Raw genomic sequence first — 20,405 nt, forward strand, 5'->3', positions numbered from 1 at the left:
GAGCCGGGTGTCGGAAACTGAGGACGGGCATGAGCGACCGGTGGTATCAGAAGGCCGTTGTCTACTGCCTCGACATCGACACGTACGCCGACTCGAACGGCGACGGAATCGGCGACATCCGCGGCCTGATCGGCCGGCTCGACTACCTGGCCCGGCTTGGCGTCACCTGTCTGTGGCTCAACCCGATCCACCCGTCACCCGACCGGGACGACGGCTACGACGTGGCCGACTTCTACAACGTGGACCCGCGGTTCGGCACGCTCGGCGACTTCGCCGAACTGCTGCACCAGGCCGACAACCTCGGCATCAAAGTCATCATCGACCTGGTGGTGAACCACACCTCCGACCAGCACCCGTGGTTCCAGTCGGCGCGGTCGGATCCCGAATCGCCGTTCCGCGAGTGGTACGTCTGGGCCGAGAGTGCGCCGCCCGACCGGCACCAGGGCATGGTCTTCCCGGGCGAGCAGGGCGAGACGTGGAGCTTCGACCGCACGGCCAAGCTGTGGTACTACCACCGGTTCTACAAGTTTCAGCCCGACCTCAACATCAAGAACCCGGCGGTCCGCGAGGAGATCAAGAAGATCTGCGCGTTCTGGCTCCAGCTCGGGGTGGCCGGCTTCCGGATGGACGCGGTGCCGTTCATCATCGAGGAGACCGAGCCGGGGCATCCCAACCCGCCCAAGAACATGGAGTTCCTGACCGAGCTGCGCGAACACGTGCAGTGGCGCAAGGGCGACTCGGTCCTGCTGGCCGAGGCCAATGTGGAACCCGAACAGCTGGTCGGGTTCTTCGGTGACGGCGGCGGCTCGGGCAACCGCATCCACATGCTGTTCGACTTCATGCTCAACGGGCGGCTGATGCTGGCGCTGGCCCGGGAAAACCCGGAAGCGATCATCGAGGCGCTGCGCGAGACGCCGAAGCTGCCCCGGGGCGGGCAGTGGGCCACCTTCCTGCGCAACCACGACGAGGTCGACCTCTCGCGGCTCACCGCCGAACAGCGGGCCGACGTGTTCGCCAAGTTCGGGCCCGAGCCGGAGATGCAGCTCTACGGGCGCGGCATCCGGCGGCGGCTGGCCCCGATGCTCGGCAACGACCGGAAGCGGCTGGAGCTGGCCTACGCGTTGCAGTTCAGCCTGCGGGGCACCCCGGTCCTGCGGTACGGCGAGGAGATCGGGATGGGCGACGACCTCGCGTTGGAGGGGCGAGACGCGATCCGCACCCCGATGCAGTGGTCGATTCTGCCCAACGCCGGGTTCTCGACCGCATCCAAGGCCGAGCTCGTCCGACCTGTGGTTGATCACGGCGACTTCGCGTACGAGAAGGTCAACGTCACCCAGCAGCGCCTGGACCGAAAGTCCTTGCTGTCGTGGTTCGAGCGCATGATCCGCACGCTGCGTGAGGCACCGGAGGTCGGTGCCGGCAGCTGTACCCACGTTGATGTGCCCGTGCCGCCCGGCGTGCTCGTGCACCGAGCCGACGACTCCACCGGCACGATGCTGTTCGTGCACAACCTCGGTCCGGACGACGGCACGGTCGACCTGAGCTCCCTTTATCCGGAGGCTGAGTCGCCCAACGACGTGCTCGCCGACCGCGAATACGCGGACCTCGGGAAGTTCCGTGAGATCGAGGTCGCAGGCTACGGATATCGGTGGATCCGCCTGCGCCGTTACTCGTGAGTCGAGTTAGAGTCGGCGCGTCGTCGAGATCACAGCCGGAGGCCGCAATGTCGCAATCCGTTCCGCCCCGCGTCGCGATCGTCACGGGTGCCGCCCGCGGCATCGGCGAGGCGACCGCCCGAAAACTGGCCTCCGATGGTCTCGCCGTCGCGGTCGTCGACCTTGACGAGGGCGCCTGCGCCAACACGGTGACGGCGATCCACGACGCCGGCGGCACCGCTCTCGCGGTCGGGGCGGACGTCTCCGACTCGGCGCAGGTGACGGCCGCGGTCGAGAAGGTCGTCGCCGAACTGGGCGTGCCGACCGTGCTGGTCAACAACGCCGGCGTGTTGCGCGACAACCTCATCTTCAAGATGAGCGAGGACGACTGGGAGACCGTGATGGGGGTGCACCTGCGCGGCAGCTTCCTGTGCACCCGCGCGGTGCAGAAGTACATGGTCGACGCGAAATGGGGCCGCATCGTCAGTCTTTCCAGCACCTCGGCGCTCGGCAACCGCGGCCAGGCCAACTACGCGGCGGCCAAGGCCGGCCTCCAGGGCTTCACCAAGACCATGGCGATCGAGCTGGGCCGATTCGGCATCACGGCCAACGCGGTCGCGCCCGGCTTCATCGTCACCGACATGACGGCGGCGACGGCGGCCCGGGTGGGCGTCGACTTCGCCGACTTCGAGAAGGCGGCGGTCAGCCAGATCCCGGTCGGCCGGGCCGGTCGCCCGGAGGACGTGGCCAACACGGTGTCGTTCCTCGCCAGCGAGGGCGCCGGTTTCGTGTCCGGTCAGGTGATTTATGTGGCCGGTGGGCCCCGCGACTAAAGCTGGTACAAAGGAATCATGAATCGGCGAATGAGCTCTCGTAGCGTCTCGCTGACCAGCACCTTCCTCTTGCTGGCGGCGGGCGGGGCGGCGGCCTGCGACAACAGCCGCTACCACAACGAGGGCTTCTACTGCGCCGATGGCAACGGCGTGATCGTGGACGAGAGTTATTGCGACGCCAATCACTATTACGGCGGCGGCGTCGTGCCTTACTACATCTGGCACTCGTCGGGCTATCGCTCGGGCTACCCGATCGGGGCGCGGCTGCCGTCCGGCGGCAGCCGCTTCGCCTACAACGATCAGGCTTCGCGCAAGTCGTTCGGCCTGCCCGCCACCGGGAAGATCGGCAACGGGACGATCAAGACGAACGTGGTCGGCAAGGGCGGCAAGGGCACCAGCAAGAGCAGCTCCCACACGTCGCACACGTCGGGCGGCTGACACGGTGCGCCGCATTCCGTACGGGCCGGTTCGTGACGGCTGGAAGCTCACCAACTACAGCCTCGGGCTGACCTACAACGACACCGAACTGCCCGACGGGACGATGATCTCGTACTGGCAGGAGGGTCCGTACTACGACTTCACCGCCGGAGAGATCGAGGAACTGGAGACGGCGACCTCGACCCTGCAGGCGATGTGCATCGAGGCCGGCGACTGGATGGTCGGGCAGTGCCCGCGGCACACCGTCGAGGGCCGCCGCGCGGGCTACTTCTCCTCGGTGTGCAACCCGTCGAGCTGCTTCCTCGCCAAGATCGGCATTCCCGAGTTCGCGCACGAGCAGATCATCCGCACGTGGTTCGACGGTGACGCCGACACCTGGACGCACTACGACAAAGACCCCGACATGCGGCTACCGATGGAGACGCCGGACTTCTCGCCGAGCATCTACGGCCGGTTCGACCTCTGGTACAACGGCGCCGGCAGCACGCCGAAACTGTTGGAATACAACGCGCAGACGCCGACCTCGCTGGTCGAGTCGGCGGTGATCCAATGGCATTGGGCCGACCAGACCAACCTCACCCGGCACCCGTGGCGGCAGTGGAACTCGATCCACGACCGGCTGGTCGGGTGGGAGGCGGGCGACGGCGAACCGGCCGACCCGGGTGCGTGGCGGCGCAACATCGCCAAGCTGCGCGAGGCCCGCACGTGGCTGCCCGAGAAGCCCAAGATCTTCTTCGCCTACGAGACGTCCGAGACCTCGGGCGAGGACCGCATGAACGTGGCCTACCTGATGTCGACGGCCGAGGAGGCGGGCTTCCCGGTCGAGTTGATCGCGATGAGCCAGATCGGCTGGGACGTGTCCGGCGACCGGGTCATGTTCGTACCCGGCGGCTCCGGCAAGGCCGAGCCGATCGACGTCGTCTTCATGCTCTACCCGTGGGAGTGGTTCTGGAACGAGGAGGGCGGCAAAGCCTTCTTCCGCAACATGGCCGACCCGACCAAGCACGGCACGGTCTGGATCGAACCGCCCTACAAGGCCGCACTGCTCGGCAACAAGGCGATCCTGCCGGTGCTCTGGAAACTCTTCGGCGATGATCGGGAGCGGGGAAAATACCTGCTACCCGCCTACTTCGCCTCGTCGTCGGCCGCGGCCTCGCTGACCAGCTATGCCAAGAAACCCGTCTGGGGACGGGAGGGCGGCTCGGTCACCCTGGTGCGGGACGGCGTCACGATCACCGAAAACCCTTCCGAGTACGGCGCGGACGGGCTCTACGTCGTCCAGGAACTGTGCGAGTTGCCGTCGTTCGACGGGCTCGAGGGGACGGTCCATCCGGTGCTCGGGTGCTGGCTCGTCGACGGCGAACCGGCGGGCCTGGGCATCCGGGAGGGCCTCGGCGTCGACGGCCTGGTCACCAAGGACCAGTGCAATTTCCTGCCCCACACCATCGAGGCCTCATAGCCAGGTCGTCCCCAGCCAGGCGGCCGCCGCGGCGGCGATCAGCAGGCCGATGTTGAGGCCGATCAGGTTGGCCTCGCCACGGGACAGGTGGGTGACGATGCCGCCGACCTGGACCAGGACCAGCCCGATCGCCGCGGCGAAGGCGAGCGCGGCGGCGATGCCGGTCAGCGGGGGCACGATCAGGCCGACCGCGCCGAGGATCTCCAGCGCGCCGATCGTGCGGACCAGCGGCATCGGCATCCGGTCGACCCAGCCCATCATCGGCAGCAGCCGCTCGCGCGACTCGGCGACCTTGCGGCCGCCGGCGTAGAGGTAGAACAACGCCAGCAGGCCGGCGACGATCCAGTAGGCGATGCGCACGGAATACCCCTTACCAGGACGGTTACTGAAGGGAAGCAGCCTCATGATGCGGCACTATTGAGGGGCTTACAAAAGGCACAAGCGTGTGCCTGAGGCACAAGGGGTGGTCATGTCGGAGTACGAGCACACCTGCCTGATCCGCGGCGACGGCGGGCGGACGCTGCGGGCCATCCTCGACCGCATCTGCAACAAGTGGACGTTGCTCGTGGTGGCGACTCTCGACCAGGCCACGCTCCGCTTCACCGACCTGCACCAGCAGGTACCCGGCATCTCCCAGCGGATGCTGACGCTGACCTTGCGCCAGCTCGAACGCGACGGCCTGGTTTCCCGTACGGTCCACGCCGAGGTGCCGCCCCGCGTGGAATACGCCCTGACCGCGGCCGGAAAGAGCCTGATCCCGCCCGCGCTCGCGCTGGCCGGCTGGGCGATCGAGCACGTGCCCGCGATCGAAGCCAGCCGAGCCGCCTACGAAGCGGTCAGGACCGCCGCGCCGACCGCGGCGAACCGCCGCACGGTTGCCTCGCCCGGAGCCGCTAGCGTGGATTGATGACGACCCGAGAGGCGCTGGAGCGGCTGCTGGCCGGAGCCGAGGGAGAGGCCGACGCGCTGGAGGCCGACCTGGCGGCGGTGTTCGAGGCGTCGCGCTCCTCCAACGCCGATGACGAGCACGACCCGGAGGGTGCCACGATCGCCTTCGAACGCGCCCAGCTGACGGCGACCCTGGCCGCCACCCGGCAGCGAGCGGCCGAGTTGCGGGCCGCACTGGCCCGGCACGACGAGGGCGCCTACGGCATCTGCGAGCGCTGCGGTAACCCGATCCCGGCCGAGCGACTCGAGATCCGCCCGGACGCACGCACGTGCGTCAGCTGCGCCGGAAGGGTTTGAGCGCAACCGCTTACGCAGGTCGCCCGGTCGGGGTGAGCGTTCTGGGCGCGCCAGCGCCCTGCTCGGCCCGGGCGGGCCCTCGGCGGGAGCTGCGGTCCGTCACCCACCACCCCGCTGCGACATCTCTCAGTTTTTGGGGCGGTGGCGCCAGATCCACCAGAGGCCGATGAACGGCAGCACCAGCGGGACGTAACCGTAGCCGCTGCCGTAGCGGCTCCAGACCGTGTCGTCGGGGAAGGCGACCTTGTCGGCGACGCTCAGCGTCCCGACGATCAGCACACCCAGCAGCTCGATGCTGCAGCTGGTCAGCGCCAGCCGGCGGCCGCGCTCGCCGCCGATCGCCAGGCCGACGGTCGCGGCGATGTAGACGAGGCCGGCCAGGCCGGACAACAGGTAGGCCAGCGGGGCCTCGGAGAAGTGCGTGATGATCTGGACGATCGCGCGGGCGCTGGCCGAGAGGGCGAAGACGCCGTAGACGAAGAGCAGCACGCGGCCGAGGCCGGTGTTGAGGGCGGCGTCGGCCGGGCGGGTCTGCTGGGCGGTGGGTTCAGGCGGCACCGGTCACCGACGCAATCTGCTGCAACCGCAGCACCAGAACCGGCAGCACCAGGCAGGCGACGCCGAGAATGAGGTTGCCCCAGCGGGTCGGTTCCAGCCGGGCCAGGTAGAAGGCCACCGGCGCGAACGCGATCGTGGTGATCAGGTAACCGAGGAACGTGGCCGTCTCGGCGGGGCGGGTGCCGTCGAAGAGGTTGACGACCGCGACGACCACGAGCACCGCGACCAGCACCGCGAGGCCCAGCGTGACCATCAGATCGAAGCGGCTGGGGGCCCGGTCGAGGGCCGCGCGCAGCAGGAACCACACCGCCAGCACGAGGGCGGCGATGATCGTCACCAGCGACAGGGGACCGTTCACCCGGCACAGCGTACTGATCGCCGAATTGCTGGTAACTTGCGGCCGGGACGTGAAACACCGGGAGGGTGCATGCGCTTCGGACTATTCGGCACGGGACCGTGGGCGCACATGGCGCACGCACCGGCGCTGACCGCCCACGATTCGGTCGAGTTGGTGGGGGTCTGGGGGCGCAATCCCGACAAAGCCGCCGAGCTGGCCGCGCTGCACAACGCCCGGCCGTACGCCGAGATCGCCGACCTGATCGCCGACGTCGACGCCGTCGCGATCGCGCTGCCGCCCGACGTGCAGGCGCCGATCGCGTTGCAGGCGGCCCGGGCCGGCAGGCATCTGCTGCTCGACAAGCCGGTCGCGTTCACCCGGGCCGAGGCCGACGAGATCGTTTCGGCGGTCGAGGAGCGCGACCTGGCGTCCGTGGTCTTCTTCACCCGGCGGCTGATGCCGGAGATCGAGGAGTTCGTGGCGTCGGCGCGGCAGGCCGGCGGCTGGCTCGAGGGCCGGGTCGACCACGTCGGCTCGATCTTCACCGACGGCAACCCGTTCGGCGCCTCGGCCTGGCGCAAGGAGAGCGGCGGCCTGTGGGACGTCGGCCCGCACGCGCTCGCCCTGCTGCTGCCGATCCTCGGGCCGGTCACCGAAGTGACCGCGATGGCCGGCGCGCACGACATGACGCACGTGCTCGCGCGGCACGCCGACGGGGCGATCAGCGCGCTCACCATGTCGGTCGACGCGCCGCCGGCCGCCGGCCGCGAAGAGGCCGCGATCGCCGGTGAGGCCGCCGTTCTTACCGCGCCCTCCGCCGAGTGGGACCCGGTGCAGGCGCTCGGCCGGGCCATCGACCAGCTGCTGGCCGCCGCGGCCGGTGGCCCGAAGCCCGAGCTCGACGTGCGGTTCGGCGCCCGGATCACGGCGATCCTGGCCGCGGCGCAGGAAGCGATCCGGACCGGGCGCACCACCACGGTCTGACGTCAGGCCCGGTCTGACGTCAGTCTTAAGGGACGGTCCGCTCGATCGCGGCCGGGCCGTCCTCTTCCAGTTCCTTGCGGGCGCGCTCGACGTTCGCCGGCGTCGGGTCGCGGCCCTCGGCCACGGCCAGATCCTCCGGATCCCACTTCTGGTCGGCGCCCGTACGCAGGTGAGGCTCCTCGCCCGGCTGCAGGAAGTCGGGGGTGTCGCGGTCGGTGCCGCCGCCCGTGATGAACGCGTCGACCGCGACGTCGTCCTCCACCGCGTCGGCGACCTCGTCGCTCTCCTCCAAGGGATGAATCTCGTCGGTCATATCTCCTCCTCCGGCCTTTGCGTTACCCGTCTTACCCCCTCGTACGCCGGATGACCATGGGGCCGAAAGGGACGTTGAAGCAGTCGACGGTCAAACTGAGCGCTAACTGGACAGTACCCGCGCGTTACGGATGGACGCTTAGTAGTGGGACGAATACATTTCCGACTTGGCGCGCTTGAGATGTACCGCTGTGGCGGCGGCGAACCGACCAGGCGCGCGTGGTGAGGGGGAAACGTGACCGGGCTGTCCGACGCCGAACGGGATGCATGTGACGTGGTTCAGGCGCTGGCGGGGCTGGCCGCCCTGCTGCGCCGGCCGATCGGCGACCTGCCCGGCCTCGACCCGCACGACCCGGCGGTGGCCGAGGCTCACCGCACGCTGCTGAGTATCGCCGAGGACGGCGGGGTCGCGGCGGGCCGGGTGCTGGCCTATTTGCGCGAGCTCCGCGGATCCGGCGACGGCGAGGCGGTGGCGGTGCCGCCCCGGCTCGGCCAGTGGCGCGAGTGGATGCCGCCGCGCGGACAGCTCTTCGGGGCGACCGCGAGCGCCCGCCGCACCGACGAGGTGCCGCAGCCGCGCCGCAGCGACCCCGGCGAATGATCTCAGGCGTTCTTGCGCAACGTCTCCGACGGTGACTCGCCGAAGCGGAGGCGGTAGGCCGACGCGAAACGGCCCAGGTGAGCGAAGCCCCAGCGGTGGGCGACCGCCGACACCGTGAGCCGGGTCGGGTCGGCCCGGCGCAGGCTCTCGTGGGCCCGGTCGAGACGCACCGACTGGAGATAGGTCATCGGCGCGCTGCCGACGTGCCGGCGGAAGCCCTCCTGCAGCGAGCGCACGCTCATGTTGGCGATCCGGGCCAGGTCGGTCACGCTGAACGAACGCTCCGGCTCGTCGTGGATGGCCTCGACCGCACGGCGGATGGCCCGGGGCGGACCGGCGGCGGCCGGGCCGATCAGCTCGTCGTGATATTTGTGCGGCACGCTGAGCAGCAGCCCGCTGAGCACGCAACTGCGCAGCTGCTCGGCGATCAGCGGTTGATAGAGCAGGCTCTGTTCGTAGTCGAGTTCGTCGCGCAGCAGGCGCACCAGGCGGCTCCAGCTCTGGCTCGGCCCGGCGGTGAGCGCGATGGCCGGTGGCAGGTCGATCGGTCCCTCGACCGGGTGACCCAGCAGGCCGGCGAGCTCCTCTTCCAGCGCGGTCCGCTCGATCTTGATCGCGAGCTCGGCCGACCCGGCATCGTGCAGCGTGAAGACCGGGCTGCCGGGACCGAAGACCGCGGCCGTTGCCGGGGTCGCCAGCACCTCATGACCGGCATGTCGCGTGCGCATGCGCCCGGACGTGGGCATGCAGACGTGATAGGCGTCCAACTCGGCCACATCGAACGTGACCGAGGTGGCAAAGCTGAACTGGCCGACGGTCAGCGGTCCGAGTTGGATCACTTCGGCGCCCAGCGTGAAACCCGCCGGTCCTTCCGGGGTTCCGACCGCTACCGGGTAATAGAAACGATTTAGCAGGATGCGGGCCTGATCGATGTCCGCGCTGCTGAAGTGGATGATGTCGGGACCTTCAGGGAGCATGGGCGCGGTTCGGAGGGAAACGTCAACCATGCCGTAGCGCGCTCCATCGCATACCGTGAGTATTCGGCCCGACGGTGCGGAACGTCAACGTCCCAGTGGCCCGCTGACCGTTCCAGCACATTCAGGCCATGTGAACTACTCTGGCGTTCCGCGCCTACGTGGCGTAACTTGCAGACCAGCGGATTGTTGTAGGGAACGCGGTCGGAGGGTGAGCGTCGTGGCCGCGACGCCAGGCCCAGCCCAGGTCGGATGCCCGTTCGGGCATCGTGTGACCGGCAGCCGTTTCGCGACGGAAAGGTCGGCGTCGGCTCGGCTCGACGCCAGGAAGAGGGCAGCCGTGTATCTGCCGATCACCACGCGCCAATTGGCCGACGGCACCGTTGAGATCGCCCCGAGTGGAGAAATCGATCTTGACAATGCCCATGTGATGCGGGATGCGGTCAACGATGTTCTGACCAGTTCCACGCCGGGCAAGATCTGCCTCGACCTTCAGCGGGTAATGCTGATCGACAGCATCGGCATCGGCATCCTCGTCGCCTGCTTCCACACCGCCGCGGCGAGCGGGATCAAGCTGGTGGTCAGCCACCCGAGCCCGACGGTCTACCGTCAGCTCTGGGTGTCCGGGCTGGTCGGCCTGCTGGGCTGCGCCGAGCCGGCGACCGCACGCACCTCGGTCGGCCTGCGCCCGTCCTGAGCGTCCTGACCCCGTCTGGTCACCCACCTGGGCGACGCCGCCGACCGATTTCGCACCGTGCTGAGCAGCTGCCCGGCCGTCGTTGACAGCCGGGCGGTCTGAGCCGCGCTCAGTGCATCGGGACGCCGGTGGCGGCCGCCTCTTCGTTCGCGCGCCGCTCGTCGCCCGAGAGCGTGGAGAGCGGCTTCTCCTTGATGAACGCCACCGCGATGACGGCCAGGAACGCGATCGGGGCCGTGACCAGGAACAGATCGGACGTCGCGGTCGCGTAGATGTCCTTGACGACCAGCAGGACCTCGGGCGGCAGGCTCTTGAGGTCGGGCACCTTGGCGGTGCCGCCGCCCGCGGTCGCCGCCGCGCCGAACTTGTCGGTGAACAGCGAGGTCACCCGGTCGGCCAGCACCGCGCCGAGCGCGCTCACCCCGATCGCGCCGCCCATGCTGCGGAAGAACGTGATCGACGAGGTGGCCGCGCCGAGTTCGGTGGCTGCCACGTCGTTCTGCGCCGCCAGCACCAGATTTGCATGAGCATGCCGACGCCGACGCCGAGAACTGCCATGTAGACCGACACCACCGGCACGCTCGTATGCGCGTCGATGCGGCTGAGCAACAGCAGACCGGCGGTCATGACGACCGCGCCGGAGACCAGGTAGGCCTTCCACCGGCCGTACCTGGTGATGAGCTGGCCGGCGACCGTCGACGAGACCAGCAGGCCGAAAATCATCGGAAGGCTCATCAGGCCGGCCACGGTCGGCGACTTGCGGAGCGCGATCTGGAAGTACTGCGACAGGAAAATCGTGCCGCCGAACATCGCGACGCCGACCAGGACGCTGGCCACGATCGCCAGCGTGACGGTGCTCGCGACGCCGAAGACGGCCCCGAACATGCCGGAGTAACGGCCCAGCTCGCACGGCGGAATCATCGCCGCCATGACGATCATCGCGAGCGCGCTCATGCTGCCCGCGCCGACGCCCTGGGCGATCCGGCTCAGGATCAGAATGCCGCACGTTGGGGGTGAACCCGGCGATCAGCGAACCGATCACGAACAGCGACAGCGAGACCTGGATCAGCAGCTTCTTGCTGTAGAGGTCGGCCGGCTTGCCCCAGAGCGGCACCGTCGCGGTCATCGACAGCAGCTCGGTGGTGACGATCCAGGTGTAGACCGACTGGCTGCCGCCCAGGTCGGCGATGATGCGGGGCAGCGCGTTGGAGACGATCGTGGACGCCAGGATGGCCACGAACATGCCGAGCATCAGACCGGACCACGGCTTCGGTTGCGGTCGTGCTGGTGTTTGCTTCCGCGACGGCGTCCACGGCTTCGGCCGCGACCGGCTCTTCCGCGAGGGCCACCGCATCCTCCGCGATGGTCGCCTCGACAGCGGTGGCCGCGGAGACGGGTTCGGGTTGATCCGGTGGTCACCCGGTCGAGGCCGCGCTCGTCCACCAGGCGTAGCGGGCCGTGGTCAGGGCCGCCCGCGTCTGCTGCTTCTTTTGGTCGCGCCGGCCGGGCACGTCAACGCTCACGGGCGGAACCCTACGGCCAGAACTTGCAGGCTCTGCAAACTTCTATTTTGTGCAACAGTCAGTCGTTCAACTGGACGCGCGCGATCTCACCGAGCGCGGCGGTCAGGACGGGCTCGATCGGGCGTGGACCGGCCAGGTCGGCCATCAGCAGTGCGGCGTGCCGGGCGAGCACCTCCGGCCGGGGCGGTGGGGTGCCGTCCTCGTCGGCGACGCCCAGAGCGCCGGCCAGGAGCAGGAGCACCACGTGCGGATCGAGGTCGGGCTGCCAGTCGATCGCGCCTCGCACGCTGCGCTCGAGGACCGTGCGCACGGCTTCGCCGTCCAGCCCGTCGGGATGGGTCTCCTCCAGCAGCAGGCGCACCGTCGTACCCAAAATCAGGCCGGACGTCGCCGGATCGAGCCCGGCCAGGTCGGCGACTGCGTCGTCGAGCGCCTCGCGCTCGCGGCGGCGAGCCGCGTCGACCGCCGCCGTGGCGGCCGCGGCGACGGGACGGGCCGGGGCGGGGAGATGACGCCAGGTCTGATCCATGCCGGGGACCCTAGACCGACGCTCCGACAGAACCGCGCCGTTGACGGAAAGCCAGGTAATGATCCATCCGAAAATGTCGTAGGCGCCTGGCAGGGTGTGTCCCATGCCTGCCGAACTGCATGACGCGATGGCCGCCCGAGTCGAGCGCGGCGAGTTTCCCGGCCTGGTCTCGCTCGTCGCCCGAGGCGACGAGGTGGCCGTCGACGCGCTGGGCTTCACCCACGTCGGCGGTGACACGCCGATGAGACGCGAAACGCCGTTCCGCATCGCCTCGATGACCAAGCCGGTGGTCGCGACGCTGGCGATGATGCTCGCCGAAGACGACGTCCTCGACCTCGAGGAACCGGTGTCCACGGTGCTGCCCGAGCTGGCCGGCCAGCGGGTGCTCGCCCGGCCGGACGGGCCGCTCGACGAGACGGTGGCGCCGGTCCGGCCGGTGACGGTGGAAGACCTTCTGACCTTCACCAACGGCTTCGGCATCATCGCCGCCGGGCAGCAGCTCAACCCCGACTACCCGATCGTGCGGGCGTGGCGCGAGCAGCAGCTGGTGATGGCCGAGCCCGATCCGCGCACGCCGCACGACCCCGACGAGTGGATCCGGCGGTTCGGCACCCTCCCGCTGATCCACCAGCCGGGCGAGAAATGGATGTATAACGGGGGCACCCTGATCCTCGGCGTGCTGCTGGCCCGGGCGGCCGGGCGGCCGCTGGGCGATCTGCTGCGGGAGCGGCTGTTCGAGCCGCTCGGCATGCGCGACACCGGGTTCTGGCTGCCCGCCGAGCGCGCGGCCGAGCTGCCGGGTTATTACATGACCGACTTCTCGACCGGCAAGATGGCCGAGCACGACACCAGCCCGCCCGAGCTGTGGAGCGCGCCGCCGGCCTTCCCGTCCGGTTCGGCCGGTCTGATCTCGACCGCCGACGACTTCCTCGCGTTCGCGCGGCTGCTGCTCAACGGTGGCGTGCACGGCGGCACCCGGCTGCTCTCCGAGCAGTCGGTCGCCTCGATGACGACCAACCACCTGAGCCCCGAACAGATCGAGACCGGCGGCATGCTCCTGCTCCAGCAGGGCTGGGGCTACGGCATGGCGGTGACGGTCACGGCCGACGAGGTGTCCGGCCCCGGGCGGTACGGGTGGTCCGGTGGCTACGGCACGTCGTGGTTCAACGATCCGCACGAGGGGCTGATCTCAATCGTGCTCGGCCAGGTCAGCGATCTGCTGTGGAGCGGGGCGCTGACCGAGTTCGATCGCTTGGCGTACGGAAGCCCGACGTAGGTGACCTAGCGCGAGCAGTCGCGCCCGGCCTGGGGAGGAACGGATGAGCAGTCTTGACGCGGTCACGGCGTGGGTGCAGAGCTACCGGCGGGCGTGGGAGTCCAACGATCCGGCGGACATCGGCGGCCTGTTCGCCGACGACGCGGCCTATTTCACCGAGCCGTGGGCCACGCCGTGGCTCGGGCGGACCGAGATCGTGGCCCGGTGGCTCGCGATCCGCGACGAGCCGGGCACCACGACCTTCCAGTGGCACCCGGTGATCATCACCGACGAGGTGGCGGTCGTGCAGGCGACCACGACCTATCCCGACAAGACCTACAGCAATCTGTGGGTGCTACGGCTCGACCAGGTGGGCCAGGCGCAGCAGTTCACCGAGTGGTGGATGCAGCATCCGGCCACCACCGGCTGAACCGCACCGGTCGATCAGGGCAGGACGGGTTCCGGTGGCGGCGCCACCGGCAGGGTCAGGCGGGAGGGATCACAGTGGACGGTGCGGTGCGACGGCGTCAGCGTGCCCGATTCGTCGACGGCCCGGGCATAGCGGGGAAACGCGCCACCGGTCACCAGCAGGCGCAGCCGGTGGCCGGCCCGCAGCCGGTGGAAGCACGCGTCGAGGGACAGGTGCAGATGGTGCACGTCGCCCGGCGCCACGGCCGGGTCGAGCCGGTGCATGAGGTCGCTGAAGTTCCGCGAGTGGCCGCGCTCGTCGACGTCGCAGAGGCGCACGAAGACGTCGGCGTACCGGCTGTCGGCCGAGATCACCAGGTCGAGCACGGGGGCGCCGATCACGTCGACCGCGGTGGGCAGGGGATCGGTGGTGAACGCCCGCACGTCGGGGCGGGCCTCGAGCGACCGGTTGTCCTTCACGCCCATCGAGCCGCTCAGCGTGCGGCCACCCACGGTCGGCGTGGGATCGGCCGGGTCATAGCGAAAAGTGACGCTGTCATTTCCGGCCTCATTGATCGTGTCATGCGAATGGATGACTTCGGCCGATTCCTGATTCTCCGATTCGTCGGCCGTCGGGTGCATCAAAGTCAATGTTCCGGTCGCGTGGAGACGAAATACGGCGGGCGCGGAGGGCGGCGGCCAGGACGGCAGATCGTGCCAGCGGCGCTCACCGGTGCGGAAGACGCTGACCGGTTGCCGCCGCGCGGGCGGGCCGCCGGCCATGTACTCGTCGAGCCAGGCCAGCGTCTCGCGGCTCACCCGGCCCTCGGCGCGGCTGCCGACCTCGAGGTGGGTCCACGGGCCGACGGTCAGGCCGACGTCGAGGCCCCGGCCGGTGAGCACGGCATACTGCTCCAGCGTCTGCTCCAGGAACAGGTCCTGCCAGCCGCTGACCAGCAGGATCGGCGTGGTGACCCGCTCCAGGGCGGCGGTGGCCCGACGGGCTTCCCACCACGGGTCGACGGCGTCGGTGCGGGTGGCCCACTCGCGATACCACGGGGCCCGGCCCGAGAGGACGGTCTCGGCTGCTTCCGGGAGCGGCAGACCGGCGTACACCGGACGCAGCCGCCGCCCGGCGGCGACCGTGTCGAGCAGTCGCCGCAACCCGCCGTTGTCCTCCTGACGGGTGATCTGATAACTCCATCCGAGGAAGTCGCCGAGGGTGAAAGCGCCGGTTCCGTAGGTCGAGGCGCGGAAGTCGTGCGGCCCGACGTAGATCACCGAGGTGCGCAGTTCGGGCGGCGGGTCCTGCAGGATCGTCCACTGGGTCCAGCCCAGATAAGAGCCGCCCAGGGTGGCCAGCCGCCCGTCGAACCACTCCTGGTCACGCAGCCAGGCAACGGTGTCCAGGCCGTCCTCGGTCTCCTGCGCCATCGGCTCGATCTGCCCGCCGGAGCCGAAGGTGCCGCGCACGCTCTGGATCAGCACGTGGTAGCCGCGGGCCGCGAGAAGTCGCCCGTTCAGCGCCGACGTGGGAAAACCCCGGCCGTACGGCGTGCGGATGAGCACCGTCCCCCGGGCCCGGCCGCCGCGCGGGCCGTAGTGGTCCGCCGCGAGTTCGACGCCGTCCCGCATCCGGCATCGTTCCGGCTCCACCACATATTCGGTACGCGCCGGGGCCTGCCGCAGCACGCGGCCGACAAGCGCGTCCGCGACCCGTTGCCGCCGGGAAATCGCCACTGGGACCACCACCTTGATCGAGTAAGTCGAACAATAAGTGGATCTCGCGCAAAAATGAATATGAATGCCATTCGAGTGTGGGCGGATGTGCGAATTCGCGACCGAACCGGCACACTTCCACGGGTGGAGGTTCAGGAGACGCTCGGAGGGCGTTACAAATTGCTCGACGAGCTCGGCACCGGCGGGATGGCCGTCGTGTGGCGGGCCCGTGACGAGGTGCTCGGCCGCCCGGTCGCGGTCAAGGTGCTCGCCGGCCGATTCGCCGGCGATCCGCAGTCGCGCGCCCGCATCCGCGACGAGGCACGCGCCGCGGCCACCCTGTCCCACCCGAACATCGCCCAGGTCTACGACTACGGGGAGTCGGCCGACGGCGACGCACCCCGGCCGTACGTCGTGATGGAACTGGTCAACGGCCCCACCCTCCAGCAGCGGGTGGCGAACGCGCCGCTGCCCCCACGCACGGTCTTCCGCATCTGCGGCGAGGTCGCGGCCGCACTGGCCGCGGCCCACGCCGACGGCCTGGTCCACCGCGACATCAAGATGGCCAACATCATGGTCACCGCGACCGGGGCCAAAGTCGTCGACTTCGGCATCGCGGCCGCCGTCGGCCCGGCATCGCCGGAAGAGATGCTCGTCGGCACCCCGGCCTACCTGGCACCCGAACGCCTGACCGGCGACGCGGTGCAGGCAGCGTCCGACGTCTACGCGCTGGGCGTCCTGCTATACCGGCTGCTCGCGCACGAGCCCCCGTGGACCGTCGAGACGACCACCCAGATGCTCAACGCGCACATCTACGTCGAGCCGTCGCCGCTGCCGGAGCTGCCCGGGGTACCGCCCGAGGTCGCCGACCTGATCGACCGCTGCCTCCGCAAAAACCCAGCCGAACGCCCGACCGCGGCCGAGGTGTCAGCCACGCTGGGCGACGCGGCCGAGGCCGCAGCCCTTTCCGTACGCGCTGAGCCCACCCACCCGCCCACCGTCCCGTCGCCGCGGGCCGTGGAGGGCGAGGAGTACGACGAGCTCACTCCGGCCTCGGCCCACCGCGAGCCACCGTCATCCGACCGCCCGGACCGCCCGGACCGCCAGCGCCGCCCGGACCGCCAGCGCCGCCCGGACCGCCAGCGCCGATCGGTCCCGGGCCGCGGGCCTACGGGCGCCGCGGCCGCTGCGGGGGTGGGCCGTGGCGCACGGGGCGCGGCGGAGTCGGCGGGCCGCTTCGATGCGGCAGCCTCTGCGGCGGACTTCGGCGCGGCGGATGCGGCACCCTCGGCGGCCGACTTCGGCGAGGCGGATGGGGCGGTCCCGGCGGGGGGCTTCGGTGCCGCAGACGCTGCGGGCGGCTTCGGTGCCGTGGGCCCGGCCGGTCGCCGGGCCGCCGGCGAGGGTGGCGTTGGGCCTGACTTTGGTGGGCCCGGGCGCTACTCGGGCCGGGCGGAGGACGAACCGGTCGAGGCCGACTTTGCTTCCGGTCAGAGGTTCGGGCTGGGGGGATTCGATTCTTCGGGGGTGGATGCCGGTGGTGCCTCGGGCGGCGTCAGCGAGGGGCCGGGTGCCGGGGCTGGCGCATTCCTGCCGGGAGCTGAGATAGGAGCCGTGCGGTCGCCGCTGCCGGGCGCGGACTGGGAGACGTCGGGCAGTCAGGCGCAGCCGGGTGGCGGATCGGCTGGGGCGGCGGCTGGACTCGACGACTCCGGCGTTCGGGCGGGCGGCCGGCGGCGGCGCGCTGAGCCGGATGGTCTGGGTGAGTCAGCGCGGCCGGATCCGGGTGGTCGGCGGTCGGATGGTGGGGAGTTGCGGGACGGGGTGTCCGGCGACTTTCCGGGTCGAGGCGCGGGTGGTCGGCGGCGGGGTTTTGGGCGGGATGATGCCGTGTTCGACGCCGGGGTTGTTGCGGCCGGTGAGCGTAGTGGGACCGGCGGGGCTGGGCCGGAGGCGGGCACCACTGTGCTCGGAGCGGCGCGGAAAGGGTCCGGCGGGGCGGCTGCGGGGCGGGCCGGGTCATGGGTGGATGCGGGACTTGCTGGTGCGGTTGGGGCGGGGGACGCCGTACGGAAAAGGCGGCGGAATGTTCTCCTGGCCGGCGGCGGCGTTGCGGCCCTGCTGGTCGCCGTGCTGGTTTTTTGGCTTTTGGGGGATCGGCCGGAGCCGGCCGAGCGGGCTGCCTCCGGAGCGGCCGGGGTTTTGCCGTCGTCGGCGCCGTCCGATGTGGTGCGGCCGACGCCCAGCGTGACCGGGGGGTCTTCGACGTGGGCTAACGGGACGGCCGGGCCGGGCCGTCCGGTGGCCGGTGTTACCGGGTCGACCGTGTCGCTCGGGACCAGCGCGGTGCCGAGCACGACGTCGACCGACGGGTCGGCGCAGCCGAGCGGTGAGCCGTCGGCGCTCGCGCCGGCCGGGCCCGTCGGCACTCGGCTGAGCTCCGAAGGCGGGGTCGTCTACGCGGTCTGCTCCCAGGGCAAAGGGCAGCTGACCAGCTGGGAGCCCAACCCCGGCTTCACCGTGCAGAAGGTCAACCAAGGGCCGGCGCTGGCCCCGGAGATCGTCTTCAAGGGGGCCACGAACCGCTACCGGATGACCGTCACCTGCGTGGCCGGCACGCCGGCGCCGCTGGTGCTGCCGCTCTGACCGGCGGCGGTGAGCAGCGCCTCGGCGACCGCGGTGCGGGAGTTGAGCACGGCCCGGCCCTGACGGTGGGTGACCACCAGGCCGGCCGCCCGGAGGGCGCTCAGGTGTTGCGAGACGCCGCCGGGCGAGATGCCGGTGCGGTGGGACAGTTCGGTGGTGGACAGGGGTGCGGTCAGCTCGGCCAGCAGGCTCGCCCGGCCGCGGCCGAGCACCGCGCCCAGTGCGTCGGGCGGCGGCTGCGACGAACGTTCCCAGAGCGTCGCGACGCCCCGCGCCGGGTAGGCGAGCTGAGGCACCTCGCCCGCCCAGACCGTCATGACCGACGGCCACACGAAGACCGACGGCACCAGCACCAGGCCCGCCGCATCCGGCACGTCGGGCGCCGTGCAATGCCGCTGATCGACGACCAGCCGGCCGTCCGACCAGGTCACGGCCGGGTGGAGTTCGTTGAGGACGGCCGCGCTGCCGTCCTCGGCCAGCCGCCGGGCCCGGCGATGCACCTCCGCCTCGAGCAACGCCCGCATGCGGGGCCAGTCCGGTGCGATCGCCGACCGCCAGAAGGCGGCGACCTCCTCGGCCAGCCGAACCAGCCCGGCCCGCGGGTCGGCATAGAGGTCGCGGAGGGGTGCGGGCCGCCCGCCGGGCATCAGGTCGAGGTGCGCCCGCACGACCTCGGGCGGTGTCGCCCGCAGGCCGGCCAGGTCGCGGTCGAGGTCGGCGGTCAGGCCGGTCGGCGGCGGGGTGAGGAAATCCGGCGTGTAGCCGCCGGTCGGCGCGACCAGGTGCCGGAGCAGGCCGGGCGCCAGCCGGACCCGCGCCGCCCATCGGCGGTGCACCTCGGGGACGCCCGGATCGCGCAGGATCCGCACGCCGGCCAGCACCTCCCACAGGCACGACACCCCGATGCGGACGCGGGCCACCGCGGGCGCCGACAGGCCGATCGCCACCACCGCGGCCACCTCCGACCATTTAGCTGGAGCTGAAACTTTACGGCCGATCGCGCCCGGAGCGAAGACTGAGCGGGTGACTGATCAAGCTGCGTACTTTCGTTCCCTGCATGTTCCCGGATCGCCGCTGGTGCTGGTCAACGCCTGGGATGCGGCGAGCGCCCGGATAGCCGAGGAGGCCGGGTCGCGGGCGGTCGCCACCACCAGCGCCGGAGTGGCCTGGAGCCTGGGCGCCCGGGACGGCGACGTCCTCGACGCCGACGAGGCGGTGGCCGCGATCCGGCGGGTGGTCGCCGCGGTGCAGGTGCCGGTGACGGCCGACATCGAGTCGGGGTTCGGCGCCGATCCGGGTGCGGTCGCCGAGACGATTCGCCGGGTGGTCGCGGCCGGGGCGGTCGGCGTCAACATCGAGGACGGCATCCGCTCGGTCGAGGAGCAGTCGGCCCGGCTCGCGGCGGCACGGGGCGCCGCGGGCGAGGCGCTGTTCATCAACGCCCGGATCGACGAATATCTGCGCGGCGGCCACGACCTCGGGGCGGTCGTCGCGCGGGCGAATGCGTTCGTGGAGGCGGGCGCCGACGGCGTCTTCGTGCCGGGCGTCGTCGATCCGGCGACGATCGAGGAACTCGTTGCCAAGATTCCGGCGCCGCTGAACGTACTCGTCGGACCTGGGGCACCGACGGTGCCGCAGCTTGCCCGCCTCGGCGTGGCCCGGGTCAGCCTGGGTTCCGGGGTGGCCTCCGCGGCCTATGCGGTGGTGCGGAAGGCGACGCGCGAAACGCTTTCGGCCGGGACGTACGCGTCGCTGACCGAAGAAATTCCCTACGGTGAGCTGAATTCGTTGCTGTGAAAAGAAAGGCGGCCCGGCGGGGGCCGCCTTTCCGGTGAACTATTCGGCGTAGCGGGTCGGCGGGAACGGGTTGTCCGCGCTGAGCGGCGTCGTCTCGCCCTCCGCCTCCTGGCGCGCGGTGACGCTCTCGATGTCCTGCTCGTCGGAGTCGAAGTCGGGGTCGAACGGCACCGGGTCGTCGGTGGCCGGCGGCACGTCGGCCGGGTCGTAGTCGCTCACTCCGGCCTCGGCGCGCTCCGCCTCCGTGCGGCGGGCCAGTTCGTCGTCGTCGAGGTGGGCCGGCGTGCCACCGTGGAACCGGCGGTCCCGCTGCCCCTCGGCCGCCTCGGTCGTGAAGTCTTCGCTCGCCATGTCGTCTTCCTCTCGGTGAGACGGTCCCTTACCCGCCTCGGCCGCTCGCAACCACGAGCGAAAGGCAGGCGCGAGGACAGGTCT

24 protein-coding genes and 1 pseudogene are annotated in these 20,405 nt (G+C 70.5%); 13 read left to right on the forward strand and 12 right to left on the reverse strand.

Annotation, left to right across the window (positions count from 1 at the left end; genetic code table 11):
- Positions 1-29 precede the first annotated feature (29 nt).
- The 4 genes from ACIA5C_RS36535 to ACIA5C_RS36550 are packed head-to-tail and all read left to right on the forward strand — an operon-like array spanning position 30 to position 4,385.
- Positions 30-1,676 (forward strand): alpha-amylase family protein, encoded by a 1,647-nt coding sequence (locus tag ACIA5C_RS36535; RefSeq protein WP_396063329.1) that lies wholly within the window; start codon positions 30-32, stop codon positions 1,674-1,676.
- Positions 1,677-1,723: 47 nt separating this feature from the next.
- Positions 1,724-2,488, forward strand: coding sequence for a 3-oxoacyl-ACP reductase FabG (fabG, locus tag ACIA5C_RS36540; protein ID WP_396063331.1), 765 nt, complete (start codon positions 1,724-1,726; stop codon positions 2,486-2,488).
- A gap of 30 nt (positions 2,489-2,518) precedes the next feature.
- Complete coding sequence (locus ACIA5C_RS36545) at positions 2,519-2,926, forward strand: hypothetical protein (protein ID WP_396063333.1); 408 nt, start codon at positions 2,519-2,521, stop codon at positions 2,924-2,926.
- Positions 2,927-2,930: 4 nt separating this feature from the next.
- A complete protein-coding gene (locus tag ACIA5C_RS36550; RefSeq protein ID WP_396063335.1) occupies positions 2,931-4,385 on the forward strand; it encodes a glutathionylspermidine synthase family protein in 1,455 nt (484 codons plus the stop codon).
- Here ACIA5C_RS36550 and ACIA5C_RS36555 read toward each other — a convergent pair.
- Entirely contained in the window at positions 4,380-4,745 is a 366-nt protein-coding gene (locus ACIA5C_RS36555) for a DoxX family protein (RefSeq protein ID WP_396063337.1), read from the reverse strand. The two genes, ACIA5C_RS36550 and ACIA5C_RS36555, sit on opposite strands and share 6 nt — an antisense overlap.
- Positions 4,746-4,854: 109 nt before the next feature.
- On the opposite strand from ACIA5C_RS36555, the gene ACIA5C_RS36560 reads away from it, so the two are divergent.
- Together ACIA5C_RS36560 and ACIA5C_RS36565 are read left to right on the forward strand one after the other, a co-directional pair.
- Positions 4,855-5,292 (forward strand): winged helix-turn-helix transcriptional regulator, encoded by a 438-nt coding sequence (locus tag ACIA5C_RS36560; protein ID WP_396063339.1) that lies wholly within the window; start codon positions 4,855-4,857, stop codon positions 5,290-5,292.
- Entirely contained in the window at positions 5,292-5,630 is a 339-nt protein-coding gene (locus tag ACIA5C_RS36565; protein ID WP_396063341.1) for a TraR/DksA family transcriptional regulator, read from the forward strand. Before ACIA5C_RS36560 ends, ACIA5C_RS36565 begins: the two co-directional genes overlap by 1 nt.
- Before the next feature lie 126 nt (positions 5,631-5,756).
- On the opposite strand, the gene ACIA5C_RS36570 is transcribed toward ACIA5C_RS36565, so the two are convergent.
- Both ACIA5C_RS36570 and ACIA5C_RS36575 read right to left on the reverse strand, forming a co-directional pair.
- Complete coding sequence (locus ACIA5C_RS36570; RefSeq protein WP_396063343.1) at positions 5,757-6,188, reverse strand: hypothetical protein; 432 nt, start codon at positions 6,186-6,188, stop codon at positions 5,757-5,759.
- Complete coding sequence (locus tag ACIA5C_RS36575; RefSeq protein WP_396063345.1) at positions 6,178-6,546, reverse strand: hypothetical protein; 369 nt, start codon at positions 6,544-6,546, stop codon at positions 6,178-6,180. Before ACIA5C_RS36575 ends, ACIA5C_RS36570 begins: the two co-directional genes overlap by 11 nt.
- 69 nt (positions 6,547-6,615) lie before the next feature.
- Here ACIA5C_RS36575 and ACIA5C_RS36580 point away from each other — a divergent pair, with 69 nt between their 5' ends.
- Positions 6,616-7,509: a Gfo/Idh/MocA family protein gene (locus ACIA5C_RS36580; RefSeq protein WP_396063347.1), complete on the forward strand. Its 894-nt coding sequence runs from the start codon at positions 6,616-6,618 to the stop codon at positions 7,507-7,509.
- Positions 7,510-7,534: 25 nt separating this feature from the next.
- On the opposite strand, the gene ACIA5C_RS36585 is transcribed toward ACIA5C_RS36580, so the two are convergent.
- Positions 7,535-7,822 (reverse strand): hypothetical protein, encoded by a 288-nt coding sequence (locus ACIA5C_RS36585; RefSeq protein WP_396063349.1) that lies wholly within the window; start codon positions 7,820-7,822, stop codon positions 7,535-7,537.
- Between the two features lie 234 nt (positions 7,823-8,056).
- Between ACIA5C_RS36585 and ACIA5C_RS36590 the strand changes: the two genes are divergently transcribed.
- Positions 8,057-8,422 carry a hypothetical protein gene (locus tag ACIA5C_RS36590; protein WP_396063351.1) on the forward strand — a complete coding sequence of 122 codons (366 nt, stop codon included), beginning with the start codon at positions 8,057-8,059 and terminating at the stop codon, positions 8,420-8,422.
- Positions 8,423-8,424: 2 nt separating this feature from the next.
- On the opposite strand, the gene ACIA5C_RS36595 is transcribed toward ACIA5C_RS36590, so the two are convergent.
- Positions 8,425-9,429: an AraC family transcriptional regulator gene (locus ACIA5C_RS36595; protein WP_396063353.1), complete on the reverse strand. Its 1,005-nt coding sequence runs from the start codon at positions 9,427-9,429 to the stop codon at positions 8,425-8,427.
- A 307-nt stretch (positions 9,430-9,736) separates the two neighbouring features.
- On the opposite strand from ACIA5C_RS36595, the gene ACIA5C_RS36600 reads away from it, so the two are divergent.
- On the forward strand, positions 9,737-10,093 hold the full coding sequence (locus tag ACIA5C_RS36600; protein ID WP_396063355.1) for an STAS domain-containing protein: 357 nt from the start codon (positions 9,737-9,739) through the stop codon (positions 10,091-10,093).
- A gap of 109 nt (positions 10,094-10,202) precedes the next feature.
- Here the strand turns inward: ACIA5C_RS36600 and ACIA5C_RS36605 are convergent, their stop codons facing one another.
- The 4 genes and pseudogenes from ACIA5C_RS36605 to ACIA5C_RS36620 all read right to left on the reverse strand — a co-directional run bounded on the left by ACIA5C_RS36605 (position 10,203) and on the right by ACIA5C_RS36620 (position 12,145).
- Positions 10,203-10,586, reverse strand: a complete 384-nt coding sequence (locus ACIA5C_RS36605; protein WP_396063524.1) for a hypothetical protein — start codon at positions 10,584-10,586, stop codon at positions 10,203-10,205.
- Complete coding sequence (locus ACIA5C_RS36610; protein WP_396063526.1) at positions 10,511-11,047, reverse strand: hypothetical protein; 537 nt, start codon at positions 11,045-11,047, stop codon at positions 10,511-10,513. The genes ACIA5C_RS36605 and ACIA5C_RS36610 overlap by 76 nt, the downstream gene beginning before the upstream one ends.
- 112 nt (positions 11,048-11,159) lie before the next feature.
- Positions 11,160-11,447 (reverse strand): annotated as a pseudogene (locus ACIA5C_RS36615) (hypothetical protein); the annotation flags it as partial.
- 227 nt (positions 11,448-11,674) lie between these two features.
- The gene (locus ACIA5C_RS36620) at positions 11,675-12,145 is read right to left on the reverse strand and encodes a hypothetical protein (RefSeq protein ID WP_396063357.1); all 471 of its coding nucleotides are present in this window, start codon (positions 12,143-12,145) and stop codon (positions 11,675-11,677) included.
- Positions 12,146-12,248: 103 nt separating this feature from the next.
- On the opposite strand from ACIA5C_RS36620, the gene ACIA5C_RS36625 reads away from it, so the two are divergent.
- The gene (locus ACIA5C_RS36625; protein ID WP_396063359.1) at positions 12,249-13,421 is read left to right on the forward strand and encodes a serine hydrolase domain-containing protein; all 1,173 of its coding nucleotides are present in this window, start codon (positions 12,249-12,251) and stop codon (positions 13,419-13,421) included.
- A gap of 43 nt (positions 13,422-13,464) precedes the next feature.
- Complete coding sequence (locus ACIA5C_RS36630; protein WP_396063361.1) at positions 13,465-13,830, forward strand: YybH family protein; 366 nt, start codon at positions 13,465-13,467, stop codon at positions 13,828-13,830.
- Positions 13,831-13,844: 14 nt separating this feature from the next.
- Here the strand turns inward: ACIA5C_RS36630 and ACIA5C_RS36635 are convergent, their stop codons facing one another.
- Positions 13,845-15,548: a CocE/NonD family hydrolase gene (locus tag ACIA5C_RS36635; RefSeq protein ID WP_396063363.1), complete on the reverse strand. Its 1,704-nt coding sequence runs from the start codon at positions 15,546-15,548 to the stop codon at positions 13,845-13,847.
- A 123-nt stretch (positions 15,549-15,671) separates the two neighbouring features.
- Between ACIA5C_RS36635 and ACIA5C_RS36640 the strand changes: the two genes are divergently transcribed.
- Complete coding sequence (locus ACIA5C_RS36640) at positions 15,672-18,173, forward strand: serine/threonine-protein kinase (protein WP_396063365.1); 2,502 nt, start codon at positions 15,672-15,674, stop codon at positions 18,171-18,173.
- Here ACIA5C_RS36640 and ACIA5C_RS36645 read toward each other — a convergent pair.
- On the reverse strand, positions 18,113-19,123 hold the full coding sequence (locus ACIA5C_RS36645) for a DUF5937 family protein (protein WP_396063367.1): 1,011 nt from the start codon (positions 19,121-19,123) through the stop codon (positions 18,113-18,115). The two genes, ACIA5C_RS36640 and ACIA5C_RS36645, sit on opposite strands and share 61 nt — an antisense overlap.
- Before the next feature lie 73 nt (positions 19,124-19,196).
- Between ACIA5C_RS36645 and ACIA5C_RS36650 the strand changes: the two genes are divergently transcribed.
- Entirely contained in the window at positions 19,197-19,970 is a 774-nt protein-coding gene (locus ACIA5C_RS36650) for an isocitrate lyase/phosphoenolpyruvate mutase family protein (protein ID WP_396063369.1), read from the forward strand.
- 39 nt (positions 19,971-20,009) lie between these two features.
- Here ACIA5C_RS36650 and ACIA5C_RS36655 read toward each other — a convergent pair whose 3' ends face one another.
- Complete coding sequence (locus tag ACIA5C_RS36655) at positions 20,010-20,321, reverse strand: hypothetical protein (protein ID WP_396063371.1); 312 nt, start codon at positions 20,319-20,321, stop codon at positions 20,010-20,012.
- Positions 20,322-20,405: the final 84 nt, after the last annotated feature.

Origin of the sequence: Actinoplanes sp. NPDC051343, assembly GCF_044455125.1 — a bacterium.
Classification (GTDB): Bacteria; Actinomycetota; Actinomycetes; order Mycobacteriales; family Micromonosporaceae; genus Actinoplanes.